9 protein-coding genes are annotated in these 11,865 nt (G+C 67.3%); 6 read left to right on the top strand and 3 right to left on the bottom strand.

The genetic code is table 11. The features are described from left to right. Positions 1 to 74: 74 nt before the first annotated feature. Both AB4Y75_RS14430 and AB4Y75_RS14425 read right to left on the bottom strand, forming a co-directional pair. Positions 75 to 1,502, bottom strand: a complete 1,428-nt coding sequence (locus AB4Y75_RS14430; RefSeq protein ID WP_441436569.1) for a carboxyl transferase domain-containing protein — start codon at positions 1,500 to 1,502, stop codon at positions 75 to 77. After that, complete coding sequence (locus AB4Y75_RS14425) at positions 1,495 to 2,724, bottom strand: CaiB/BaiF CoA transferase family protein (protein ID WP_441436568.1); 1,230 nt, start codon at positions 2,722 to 2,724, stop codon at positions 1,495 to 1,497. Before AB4Y75_RS14425 ends, AB4Y75_RS14430 begins: the two co-directional genes overlap by 8 nt. A gap of 65 nt (positions 2,725 to 2,789) precedes the next feature. Here AB4Y75_RS14425 and AB4Y75_RS14420 point away from each other — a divergent pair, with 65 nt between their 5' ends. From AB4Y75_RS14420 to AB4Y75_RS14410, 3 genes are all read left to right on the top strand, one after another. Beyond that, positions 2,790 to 3,482 carry a FadR/GntR family transcriptional regulator gene (locus AB4Y75_RS14420; RefSeq protein ID WP_441436567.1) on the top strand — a complete coding sequence of 231 codons (693 nt, stop codon included), beginning with the start codon at positions 2,790 to 2,792 and terminating at the stop codon, positions 3,480 to 3,482. A gap of 151 nt (positions 3,483 to 3,633) precedes the next feature. Then, positions 3,634 to 5,040, top strand: coding sequence for a TIGR00366 family protein (locus tag AB4Y75_RS14415; protein ID WP_441436566.1), 1,407 nt, complete (start codon positions 3,634 to 3,636; stop codon positions 5,038 to 5,040). Further along, positions 5,030 to 6,346, top strand: coding sequence for an amidase (locus AB4Y75_RS14410; RefSeq protein ID WP_441436565.1), 1,317 nt, complete (start codon positions 5,030 to 5,032; stop codon positions 6,344 to 6,346). The genes AB4Y75_RS14415 and AB4Y75_RS14410 overlap by 11 nt, the downstream gene beginning before the upstream one ends. On the opposite strand, the gene AB4Y75_RS14405 is transcribed toward AB4Y75_RS14410, so the two are convergent. Next, the gene (locus AB4Y75_RS14405; RefSeq protein WP_441436564.1) at positions 6,347 to 7,267 is read right to left on the bottom strand and encodes a LysR family transcriptional regulator; all 921 of its coding nucleotides are present in this window, start codon (positions 7,265 to 7,267) and stop codon (positions 6,347 to 6,349) included. A gap of 126 nt (positions 7,268 to 7,393) precedes the next feature. On the opposite strand from AB4Y75_RS14405, the gene AB4Y75_RS14400 reads away from it, so the two are divergent. The 3 genes from AB4Y75_RS14400 (at position 7,394) to AB4Y75_RS14390 (ending at position 11,805) form a co-directional block, all read left to right on the top strand. Then, positions 7,394 to 8,821 (top strand): M20/M25/M40 family metallo-hydrolase, encoded by a 1,428-nt coding sequence (locus AB4Y75_RS14400; protein WP_441436563.1) that lies wholly within the window; start codon positions 7,394 to 7,396, stop codon positions 8,819 to 8,821. Between the two features lie 25 nt (positions 8,822 to 8,846). Next, positions 8,847 to 10,157 (top strand): MFS transporter, encoded by a 1,311-nt coding sequence (locus tag AB4Y75_RS14395; protein ID WP_441436562.1) that lies wholly within the window; start codon positions 8,847 to 8,849, stop codon positions 10,155 to 10,157. A 157-nt stretch (positions 10,158 to 10,314) separates the two neighbouring features. Next, positions 10,315 to 11,805 (top strand): NAD-dependent succinate-semialdehyde dehydrogenase, encoded by a 1,491-nt coding sequence (locus AB4Y75_RS14390; protein WP_441436561.1) that lies wholly within the window; start codon positions 10,315 to 10,317, stop codon positions 11,803 to 11,805. The last annotated feature ends 60 nt before the right edge of the window (positions 11,806 to 11,865 follow it).

Raw genomic sequence — 11,865 nt, 5'->3', positions numbered from 1 at the left:
CTGCCGACGATGACGGTGCGACCGCCTGCCGTGACAGGCTGCCGCGCCGTCGTCGTCGCGATGGGCCGTGGCGGTCAGCGGGTGAACGCCGAGCTGCGGCTGAAGAAGTCCCGGACTTCCGCCTGCACCGAGTCCAGCAGGAATCCAGCGGCGGGGCCCTCCGCCGCGATCCGCTGCACTGCCCCGCTGTGGAACAGTTCCTGGGCGGTGATGCGCTGTTCGTGGGCCAGCTGGGCGGCGTGCCCTATGTCCCGATGGACGATCATACTGGCCCCTTCGAGGGGGAGCGGTGACATCCAGGCGTGCTCCGCGGCGATCGTGTACCGCCCGGAGAACAGTGCCAGGGCGGCTCCGCCGCATCCCTGGCCGAGAAGGACGGTGGCCACGGGGACCGTGAGAGACCGGAGCAGTCCAACGCTCCGGGCGATCTCGCCCGCCAGCGCGCCGTTCTCAGCCTCTGCCGAGAGTTCGGCGCCGACGGTGTCCACCACGGTGATCAGGGGCAGCCCGAGTTCCTCGGCCAGTCGCATGCCACGCTGGGACGCTCGGAGGCCCGCGGGCCGTGTGGCGTGCAGTACGGAGCGGTCATGCCCCACCAGCACACAGGTGGTGCCGTCCAGATGGCACAGCGCCACCAGCACCGAGTCGTCCCGTTCGCCGGCTCCCGTGCCGCTCAGCCGCATCGACCAGTAAGCGCGCCGCAAGAGGTCCTGAACCCCCGGCCGGTCGGCGGCCCGGGTCAGCTGGACCGCCTCCCAGGCGCTGAGCGGGGTGCCGGGCTCCTCCGGGGCGGAGACCATGGCACCGCGCTCCGGCGCGGGCGCGGTGGTGTCACCGAGGACCCCCAGGAGTTCGGCCAGATGGCTGCGCAGATCCTCATCGGGGACCAGGACGTCGACGATGCCCCGGCGCTGAAGGTTCTCCGCCGTCTGAACGTCCTCCGGGAAGGGGGCGCCGTTCAGGGCTTCCGTCACGCGCGGTCCGAGGAAGCCGATGAGGGCGCCCGGTGCGGCGGAGGTGAGCTGCCCCAGGGAACCCCAGGAGGCGAGGGCCCCGCCCATGGTTGGGTGGCGGAGATGTACCAGGTACGGCAGACCGGCGGAGCGGTGCTGACGCACCGCATCGGCCACCTCCAGCATGTGCAGGAACGCCGGGGTGCCCTCCTGCATCCGGGTGCCACCGGAACAGGGCAGAGCGATCACGGGCAGGCGGTGAAGCGTGGCGTATTGCAGGGCCGCCACGATCCTGCGGGCGGCGGCGGCCCCCAGAGAACCTCCCAGGAAGGTGAACTCGCTGGCGATCACCACGGCACGGTGTCCCCGCAGCCGGATCTCGGCGGTCAGCACGGCCTCGTCGCAACCCGAGTGGAGGGCGGCCTGGCGGAGCTCCTCCCGGTAGGCGGCGTCCCAGAGGGAGAGGTCGACGTCGTGGTCCAGGGAGATCCGGGTTCCCGGATCGGCCAGCAGTTCCAGGAGCTGCCGGGCTCCCAGACGGCTACGCATCGCCGTTCCCCTGGGCAAGCCAGTCCCGCACTGACTCACCGTGTTGGTTCAGGGCGGGCGGCGCGGTGTGGGCGGTCCGGGTGACCTCTGCGCCGTCTGCTGCGAAAAAGCGCAGGGGCGCCCCGGGGAGCTGTACGGTTCCCAGAGTCGCGTGATCCACGTCGATCAGCAAGCGCTGGCTGAGGGTCTGGTCCCAGGAATAGACCTGGTCCAACGACCGGACGCGGCCCGCCGGGATACCCAGCGTCGCGAGCTTCTTCAACAGGTCCTCGGTGTCCCAGGTGGAGAAGGTCTCTTCGATGTGGCGGATGAGCTCCTCCCGGTGAGCCACGCGGGCGGCATTGTCCGCGAAATCCGGTGCCGCGGCGTCAAGGGCGAAACCGTTGCAGAAGTCCTGCCAGAGTTTCTCGCTGCCCACGGCGATCTGGACCAAGCCGTCCGCGCAGGCGAAGGAACCGTAGGGTGCGATCGCCACGTGATGGTTCCCTTCCGGCTCCGGGACCACTTGGGCCACGGTCCACCGGGTTCCCTGGAAGGCATGCACACCCACGGTGGCGGCCAGCAAGGAGGTGCGGACCACCTGGCCCCGCCCGGTCTTCTCCCGTTCGTGCAGTGCGGCCAGCACGCCGAAGGCGCCGTACATGCCTGCGAGGAGATCGGAGATGGGGGTACCGGACTTGATGGGGGTCCCCACGGGACCGGTGAAGGACATGAGGCCTGCCTCGCCCTGGGCGATCTGGTCGTAGCCGGCGCGGCCGCCTTCGGGACCGTCGTGACCGAAGCCCGTGATCGAGAGGGCCACCAGTGCAGGATTGCGCTCCAGCAGCGAGTCCAGTCCCAGGCCGAGACGTTCCAGGACACCCGTCCGGAAGTTCTCCACCAGCACATCGGCACGGTCCACCAGGTCCAGGAGGATCTGGCGGTCCTTGGGGGACTTCAGGTTCAGAGTCAGGGATTCTTTGTTGCGGTTGGCCGAGAGGAAGTAGCTCGATTCGCTGCCCGCGGTGGCCTGGGGGAGCAGTTCGACGCCGTCCCCCGTCTGCCGCACGAACGGCGGGCCCCAGCCGCGGGTGTCGTCACCGTTGCCCGGATTCTCGATCTTGATGACCCGGGCGCCCAGGTCGCCGAGCATCATCGTGGCATGCGGTCCGGCCAGTGCGCGGGAGAGGTCGACGACTAGCAGGCCGTCGAGTGGGCCCAGGGAATTGTCTCGGTGGATCATTGGACTAGCCAATCGCGAAGTGTGACGGCTGTCAAGTATTCTGAGAGCCTGCGAAGGGGAGGAAAGTGAAGGACAGTCTCAAGCCGGTGGTCAGGCCGCGGCTCTATGAAACCGTCGCGCGCCAGATCGTCGCCTGGATGACGGAGAATGACGTCCAGCCCGGCGATCGCCTTCCCCCGGAGCGCGAACTCGCGGTCAAGCTCGGTGTCAGCCGGGCCACGATCAGCCAGGCGCTCGTCGCCATGGAGGTGGTCGGAGCCGTTACCGTCCGTCATGGCGACGGTGCAATCGTCACCTCCCTCTCCGCTGACATGAAGCTCGTGGATGCCATCCGGGAACACGCGCAGCGGCTCCCTGACATCCTGGACGCCCGGGATGCGTTGGAGAGCAAGCTGGCCGCTCTTGCGGCTGAACGCCGGACTCCCGCGGACATGCGGCTCATCGATGACGCCCTGGCCTTCATGTCGGAGCAGCTGGAGTCGGGCGAGCGCGGCGTCGAGGGTGACGAGCGCTTCCACGCCGCGGTGACGGCGGCGGCACATTCGGAACTGCTGGGGCGCATGATGAATGAGATCTCAGGCCTCATCCGGGAGACGCGTGTCGAATCGCTGGGGCAGCCGGGCAGGCCCCAGGAATCCCTGGTGCAGCATCGCACGGTGACCGAAGCCATCCGGGCCGGCGATCCCGCGCTGGCGGCCGCTGCAATGCACTCTCATCTCGGCTCCATCAGGAAGGTCCGTCTTCTCGGCGACGACTGAGGGCCTTCTGAAATCAGCCCCGGGCGGACATGCCCGGGGCATTTTGTGTCCTTGACCACACTCTCGCGAAACGGAATCATATGTCCGGTGGACAGTCCACCGGGTCACTTGCGATCCGTATGAGGCTCCGGCCGGAATCTGAGGTCAAGCAATGTCAGCAGTCGCAGGAGAGGTCCGTGTTCGGCGCGGGCTTCTTGAGAGATTCACCGGGCTTTGCGTCCGGTACGTCGAACGGTTCATGCCGGACCCTTATCTGTTCGCGGTGATCCTCACCATTCTGGTGGGCGTCATGGTGGCCGTGGCCGTGCCGGGTGTGAACCCCGGCGGGATGATCGGCGCCTGGTACTCGGGCGTATGGGGTGCCAAGAACATCTTCACGTTCGCGTTGCAGATGGTCCTGATCCTGGTCACCGGGTACACGTTGGCCGAAGCGCCCGTGGTGAAGAAGGGCCTGCGGGCGCTGGCGGCCCGCCCTCGCAATCAGGTGGAAGGAGCCTTGCTCTGCTTCGCCGTGGGTTCGGTGTTCTGCCTGCTCAACTGGGGCCTCGGACTGGTGACCGGAGCCCTGGTGGCCAAGGAGGTCGCCAAGCGCCTGCCCTCGGCGCACTTCGGCTATCTGATCGCCTCTGGCTACATGGGCTACATGGTCTGGACCCAGGGATTCTCCTCCTCCATTGCTCTGGCGAACACGGACCCGGCGAGTCCCATCAACGTCATCTATCAGATGACGGGCAAGCTGGTTCCTTTGGGGGACACCATCTTCCAGCCGTTCAGCTGGGTCCCCGTCCTGGTCTCCGTGGCGGTTCTGGCCTTCATGATCCAGCGGATCGCACCGAAAGCGGCTTTCCCGCCCGATCCCCAGCTCTTCGCGGAGACGGAGATTGTGGAGAAGAAGACCGGCAAGCGCTCCTTCGCGGAGCGTCTGGAGAATCTCTGGATCCTCAACGTGCTGTTCTTCGCGGCGGGCTTCTGGTACTTCATCCAGAGCGGGTTCCAGCTGAACATCGGCTCCATGATCATGCTCTTCACCATCATCGGCGCCCTCTTGCATAAGACCCCCATCCAGTTCATCAAGGCCTTCACCGGTGCCGCGAAGACCTGCGGTCCGCTGCTGCTGCAGTATCCGCTCTACGGTGGCATCATGGCACTGCTGGGCTACTCACGGGTCAAGGACGGACCAGCCCTGGAGTCCATCCTCGCCCACGCCATCGTCAGCGGTACAGACGCGAACACGCTCCCGTTCATGACCTTCATCGCCTCCATCCTCATCTCCCTCTTCGTGCCGTCGGGCGGAGGACACTGGGGCGTCCAAGGACCGATCGCAGTGCAGTCGGCACTGGCCATGGGGCAGGATTCAGGCTCATATCTGGGCCTGATGTCCATGGCGGTGGCCTTCGGCGAGGCGATCGCCAACATGATCCAGCCTTTCTGGCTCTTGCCCGCGTTGGCGATCGCCAAGCTCAACGTCCGGCAGGTGATGGGCTACACCGTGGTCGCCTTCCTGGCCGGCTTCGTCATCTTCGGCATCGCGATTCTGGTGGCGCCCCATGTCATCTGAGCTGCTTCGCGCTGAGCGCGTCACCCCGGACTTCCCGGCGGTCGCGGGTCTGGCCGCCCGACTGAGGGACGGCCGGACCGGTCCTGGGCCCTTCCTGGAGCGGGTTCTGGACCGCATCCGGGAGCGCGACGGGGAGCTGCGTGCGTTCACCCGCTTCCGCCCGGAGACGGTGCGCCGCCGGATCGAGGATCTGGAGGGGCTCGGAGGAGACCTCCCGCTCTACGGTGTCCCGCTCGGCATCAAGGACCTGATCGATACCGCGGATGAAGAGACCGAGTACGGCTCGGTACTCCATGCCGGTCACCGGCCGGCCGAGGATGCCGAGGCGGCGCGTCGGCTCCGTGCAGCCGGTGCGGTGATCGTAGGCAAGACCGTGACCACCGAGTTCGCCCTCTTCCAGCCCCCGGTCACCCGGAACCCCCACCACTCGGGCCGGACCCCGGGAGGGTCCTCCAGTGGTTCGGCGGCCGCCGTGGCCGCTGGCCTGGTTCCCGTGGCGCTCGGCACGCAGACTGCGGGATCGGTGCTGCGTCCCGCCTCCTATTGCGGAGTTCTCGGTTTCAAGCCGGGGTTCGCCGTGGTCGACCGGACCGGGGTGCGGGAACTGGCGCGTAGTTTTGACACCCTGGGGTTGTTCGGCCGCCGGGTGGAGGATCTCCGCACGGTCTTGAGGGTGCTTTCGGACGCGCCGGAGTGCGAGACGGCGGACGAACGGCCCCTGCGGATCGCCATCGGTGCAGGCGGGGATTGGCGAGCCTTGGGGGACGGCACTGAAGCCGTCCTGCGGGGCGTCGGACGTCGGCTCGTGACCGCCGGGTTCGAGGTAAGGGACTCGGAGCTGGACGGGCTGCTGTCCTCGCTGGCGGACGAACAGGAAGTGCTCATGGGCTTCGAGGCGCACCGGACGCTCGGTCCCGAACTCCGGGCCCGTCCGGACGGCCTCTCGGCCAGACTGCGCTCATACCTGGAAGCCTCGGCGGCGATTGGCTCCGAACGGGCGGTCGACGCCATGGTGCGGATCTCCCGCTGGCAGTTCGAGTGGGAGGAGCGCACGAGCGGACTTGACGCCGTCGTCGTGCCCAGCGCCTTCGGTGAGGCGCCGGAGGCCTCCAGCACGGGCGATCCGCGGCTGTGCCGCGCGGGCACCGCACTCGGCGTCCCGGCGATCAGCCTGCCTCTCGGCACGGGGCCGAACGGCCTGCCCATCGGTGTGCAATTGCTGGGCCGGCGGCAGCAGGACCATCGCCTGCTGGACGTCGCGGCGATGGTCATACGCGCCGTCGACGGCGGCCCCGTGGCCATCTGATCAGCTGGCCGCCGTGGGCGGCGGGCACCGCGAAAGCACCTCGCTCAGATGCCTGGCGAACGCCTCGGCCCAGGTCCTTCGGCCCCGTCCCAGGGGAAGCTGGACCTGGGCCTGTCGTTGTCCGAGAACCGGGTGGTCGATGCTGCGCAGTACCGCGTAGTCGTCGGCCATCGGGTCCACCGTGAAATGGCTGAGGAGTGTTGCGCCGGCACTGGCACGGACGAATTCCATGAGCGGGCTCACGTGATCCGTCTCCAGCGCGATGCGCGGCTCCAGACGGTCCATCCGGACTGCGATGTCGAACAGCTCCCGCTGGGTGATGCCTCGGGAGGAGAGCGCCAGGGGGAGGCGGCACAGCTCGGGCAGGCTGATCGGTCCGGGTGTCTCCGCGGCTTCCGAGTCGTGCGGCAGGATGGCGTGGGCGGGCGCCGGGAAGGAGCCGGCGACGCGGACTTCGCGAGGCGGGGCGATCGCATAGACGGCGGCCACATCCGACTCGCCTTCCTGGAGCCGATGGGTGGACAGCGCTGATGCGAGGACCGTCAGCTCTACATCCACATCGGGATGCTCCTGCTGGAAGAGCGTCAGGGCTTCCGGCACCCGCTTGCGGGCCAAGCCCTCACAGCTGGTGACGCGCAGCACGCGCCTCCGGGGGTGCTGGAGGGTCTGGAGCTCGTCCAGCAGCGTCTCGCCCTCCATCTCGGTGCGGCGGACGTGGCTGAGGAGCATTCGGCCTGCGGGGCTGAGCTCCATGCCTCGCGCGTGCCGGGTGAAGAGCGCGACGCCGAGTTGGCGTTCCAGGGTTGCGATCTGACGCGAGATGGCCGATGAGGAGACATGCAGGGATTCGGCGGCCTCGGCGATCGTGCCGGAGCGGGCCACCTCGTAGAAGTACTGAAAGTTCGTGGGGAGGATGCGCATCGTGCCATTTGAACCCTGGATTGCATTTAATGCAAGTCGAATCAGTAAAACGGCACTGGTTCGCCGCGTCGCGCCACCTCTAATCTTGACTGCCAGAGACAGTGATACGAAAAGAATGGCGGACGCGTGCTCCAAGAATCCTGGGTAAAGGCTAAGGAATACCTCGAATCGGGGGAGTTCTTCTCCGATCTCGCTCGAAGGGTTTCCTATCGAACCGAGAGTTCCTTTTGGCGTTTGAGCATTGAACTGAATGCATACCTCGACGAACTTCTGGTCCCTGAACTCAACGGCATGGGCTTCCAAACGGAGGTCCACCGGAACTGGAACGCCAGCGGGAACAGCTTCCTGGTGGCCCGCCGTCTGGAGAACCCCGAGGCTCCCACCGTGCTTTGCTATGGCCACGCCGATGTGGTGGCCGGCATGGACGACCGGTGGCTGGACGGCCGTGATCCCTGGACCCTCAGCGATGAGAATGGGGTGTGGTACGGGCGTGGCACGGCGGACAACAAGGGGCAGCATCACGTCAACCTCAGCGCCGCACGGATCCTGCTCCAGGAGCAGGGGTCCCTGGGATTCAATCTGATCTTCCTCTTCGAATGCGGCGAAGAGATCGGCTCCCCGGCCCTGAACGAATTCGTGGACGCCCACCGTGACTCGTTGACGGCGGACGTGCTGATCGCCTCGGACGGACCGCGGATCGACGCCGAGACCCCGACGCTTTTCCTCGGAAATCGAGGCGCCTACACCTTCCGCTTGTCCGCGGACCTTCGGGAAGACTCCCTGCACTCCGGCAACTGGGGCGGCATCCTGCGCAACGCGGCCACCACGGTGGCCGCAGCAGTCCAATCCTTGGTGGATGGTGCGGGGCGGTTGCGCGTCCCTGCCCTGCAGGCACCAGTTCCTTCGCCCGAGACCGCGGCGGCGCTTGCCCGGCTTGAGTTCCGCCCGAGCGTCGGAGACCCCGACCCGGACCCAGAGTGGTTCGACCCGGGCCTGACCCCCGCGGAACGCCTGTGGGGTTCCAATGTGCTGGAAGTCCTGGCGCTCGGCGCCGGAGACGTCGATGACCCGGTCAACGCCATCCCCGGTGAGGCCTCGGCCATCCTGCAGCTTCGCTACGTCGCCGGTTCGGATACGGAATCGTTCGCCCCCGCGATCCGGGAGTGGCTCGCCGAGCACGGCCTCGGCATGGTGACCGTGGATGTGGTCAACCACTTCCCGGCCAGCCGGATCGAAGTGACCGATCCTTGGGTGACATGGGCTGCCGCGATCATGGACGAGGCCAGCGGAAAGTCGACGGCGGTGCTGCCGAACATCGGCGGTTCCCTGCCCAACGCGGTCTTCGCCGATACGCTCGGCATCCCGACCCTCTGGGTGCCGCATTCATACCCCGGATGCCGTCAGCACGCACCCAATGAGCACTTCCTGCCCTCGATCGGGGAGGAAGGACTGCGCATCATGTGCGCACTCTTCCACCACCTGGGCCACCCGGGGGAGCGCCCGGCACCCATGAAGCGGCAGGTACCGGCCCGGTCCCTGCCTGACCCCGTGTAAATTCACCATCCTTTCAGGAGAGCCCATGAAACACGATGATGTGAGCCTGGCTCCTTCAAGACGTGACCTGCGTCAGCCGGAATCCCGGCGGGATCCCCGGCAGGTGCGCGCCGTCGCTGCCGCGACCATCGGCAACGCCCTTGAGTGGTTCGACATGTCGATCTACGCCCTTCTGGCGATCTACATCGGCAAGAACTTCTTCCCGTCCGAGGACCCTGCCGTGGAGACGGTCAACGCGCTGGCGGCGTTCGGCGCCTCGTACCTCATCCGCCCCCTGGGCGGCCTGGTGCTGGGCTCCTACGCGGACCGCAGGGGATTGAAGAAAGGCCTGGTGCTGACCATTCGGCTCATGGTGGTGGGCACGGCCATTCTGGCGTTCATGCCGGGCCATGACAGCATCGGGATTCTGGCACCGCTCGGTGTCGTGCTGGCGCGGCTGATCCAGGGCTTCTCCGCGGGAGGCGAGTTCGGGGCGGCCACTTCGTATCTCGTGGCGCAGGATCCCGGTCGGCGGGGCTTCTTCGGAAGCTTCCAATTCGCCAGCCAGGGCCTGGGCACGCTGCTGGCCTCGCTGTTCGTCGCAGTCCTCACCGCGGTGCTCAGCCCGGAGGACATGACGGCGTGGGGCTGGCGCATCCCCTTCTTCTTCGGGCTGCTGGTGGGTCCCGTGGGCTACTTCGTGCGACGGCACGTGGAGGAGGTGCCCCTGGAAGGGCGTGTCCGGGAGGAGGCGCACGCTCCCGTCAGGGAGATCTTCCGGTCCCAGAAGGTCGCCACACTCATCGCGGGCGGGGCGATGGTGATCTCCACGGCCTTGAACTTCATGATCCAGTACCTGCCCACCCTGGGCATCCAGAAACTCGGCCTGCCGTCGTCGAGCTCCTTCTGGTCCCTGGTGGTCACGGGCGTCATTCTCACCTTTGCCACACCGCTGGTGGGCCACCTCACGGACCGGGTCGGGAGACTCCGCATGATGATCCCAGCGGCCGCCGTCATCGGCGTGGTGGTGGTCCCGCTCTTCCTCTGGCTCGACGTCGCCCGGAGCGTCGGCGTTCTGCTGCTGTGCATGGTGGTGCTCGGGGCCCTGAAGTCGCTCTACTTCGCCGCGCTGCCATCCGTCATGGGAGACGTCTTCCCGGCAGCGAGGCGCGCCACGGGGCTGGCGCTCAGTTACAACACCGCGGTCGCCGTGTTCGGCGGTTTCACGCCCATGATCGCCGCCTGGCTGATCGGTGCCACGGGGCAATCGATGTCCCCGGGTCTCTACCTCGCGGCGCTCGCGGTCATCAGCATCCTGTCCCTGCTCGCCGCCAGGAAGTTCCGGGCGATCCGCTAGCAGTCTCCGTGGGCCGCTCAGCGCTGACCGGCCCACGGCATCACCAGCCTGCCCATGACGCGCTCTGGGCATCGCCCCTCCTTCGGGGGCACCGTCAATGCACCATCGATCCGGACCTCGGCATTCCTGCCGGGAGAATCCGTGAAGGAGATTCAGCATGGAAACTGGAATCTACACCGAGCGCGAACGCGCGCTGCTGGAGTCGGTCCCCACCGGCCTGCTCATCAACGGCCAGTGGCGGCCCTCCGTTTCGGGCAGGACGTTCGACGTCGAGGATCCGGCCACGGGCGCGACGCTGCTCAGCGTTGCGGATGCCGGGCCCGAGGACGCCATGGCGGCGCTCGACGCGGCCTCCGCGGCGCAGGAGTCCTGGGCCAAGGTGGCGCCGCGGGAGCGGAGTGAGATCCTGCGCCTGGCCTTTGAGGGTGTGCTGGCCCGGGCCGAGGACTTCGCACTCCTGATGACCCTGGAGATGGGCAAGCCCCTGGACCAGGCACGTGGCGAGGCCGTCTACGGCGCCGAGTTCCTGCGCTGGTTCTCCGAGGAGGCGGTCCGCGTGACAGGACGCTACTCTACCGCGCCGGATGGCCGGAACCGTTTCCTCGTTCAGAAGCGCCCGGTGGGTCCTTGCCTACTCATCACCCCCTGGAACTTTCCGCTCGCCATGGCCACCCGGAAGGTGGCCCCCGCCGTGGCAGCCGGTTGTACCATCGTGCTCAAGTCCGCGAACCTGACCCCGCTCACGGCTCAGCTCTTCGCCCAGGTCATGCAGGAGGCCGGGCTCCCGGACGGCGTTCTGAATCTCATCCCCACCTCGACCGCGGGGGCGACCACCGGCCCGCTCCTGAAGGACCGGCGGCTGCGTAAGCTCTCCTTCACCGGTTCGACGCCGGTGGGGCAGCGTCTGCTGGCGGACGCGTCGCAGCGTGTGCTGCGCACGTCGATGGAGTTGGGTGGCAACGCACCCTTCATCGTCTTCGAGGACGCCGACATCGACGCGGCTGTGGAGGGGGCGTTGGCGGCCAAGATGCGCAACATGGGCGAGGTCTGCACGGCTGCGAACCGGATGATCGTGCACAGAGACGTGTTGCAGGAATTCTCCACCAAGTTCTCCGCCCTGGTCGCCGCGCAGGTGGTGGCCCGTGGCACCGAACAAGGGGTGAACCTCGGTCCTCTGGTGGACGCCAAGTCCCGGAACAAGGTGCATGAACTGGTGCAGGACGCCGTGGACCGCGGGGCTACCGTGCTCACGGGCGGTTCCGCGGTGGACGGGCCGGGCTACTTCTACAAGCCCACCGTGCTGACAGGGATCGCTCCGGATTCGCGGATCCTGGCCGAGGAGGTCTTCGGCCCGGTGGCGCCCATCATCACCTTCACCGAGGAGGAGGAGGCCCTTCGGATGGCCAACGACTCAGACTATGGGCTGATGGCCTACGTCTTCACACGGGACGTGAATCGCAGTCTGCGGGTGGCCGAAGGACTGGAAACCGGCATGCTGGCGCTCAACGCGGGCGTCATCGCCAATCCCGCCGCGCCGTTCGGTGGCGTCAAACTCTCCGGCCTGGGCCGGGAGGGCGGCTTCGAGGGCATCGAAGAGTACCTCTACACCCAGTTCGTGGGGGTCTCGGACCCCTTCGCGGCTTCCTGACGGCCTCGCACCGTCGTCGTGCCCGGATAAGTGCGGAACACGCCGACGGTGCGCCGGCGA

Source organism: Arthrobacter sp. RAF14 (assembly GCF_052114185.1).
In the GTDB taxonomy this organism is placed as follows: Bacteria; Actinomycetota; Actinomycetes; order Actinomycetales; family Micrococcaceae; genus Arthrobacter_E.
Note: the sequence above shows the minus strand (reverse complement) of the source record. Positions and strands in the feature narration are given on the sequence as shown.

Coding starts and splice junctions, on each gene's coding strand:
- AB4Y75_RS14430 (WP_441436569.1), bottom strand. CDS start 1,502: ATGCGTAGCCGTCTGGGAGCCCGGCAGCTCCTGGAACTGCTGGCCGAT.
- AB4Y75_RS14425 (WP_441436568.1), bottom strand. CDS start 2,724: ATGATCCACCGAGACAATTCCCTGGGCCCACTCGACGGCCTGCTAGTC.
- AB4Y75_RS14415 (WP_441436566.1), top strand. CDS start 3,634: ATGTCAGCAGTCGCAGGAGAGGTCCGTGTTCGGCGCGGGCTTCTTGAG.
- AB4Y75_RS14410 (WP_441436565.1), top strand. CDS start 5,030: ATGTCATCTGAGCTGCTTCGCGCTGAGCGCGTCACCCCGGACTTCCCG.
- AB4Y75_RS14405 (WP_441436564.1), bottom strand. CDS start 7,267: ATGCGCATCCTCCCCACGAACTTTCAGTACTTCTACGAGGTGGCCCGC.
- AB4Y75_RS14395 (WP_441436562.1), top strand. CDS start 8,847: ATGAAACACGATGATGTGAGCCTGGCTCCTTCAAGACGTGACCTGCGT.
- AB4Y75_RS14390 (WP_441436561.1), top strand. CDS start 10,315: ATGGAAACTGGAATCTACACCGAGCGCGAACGCGCGCTGCTGGAGTCG.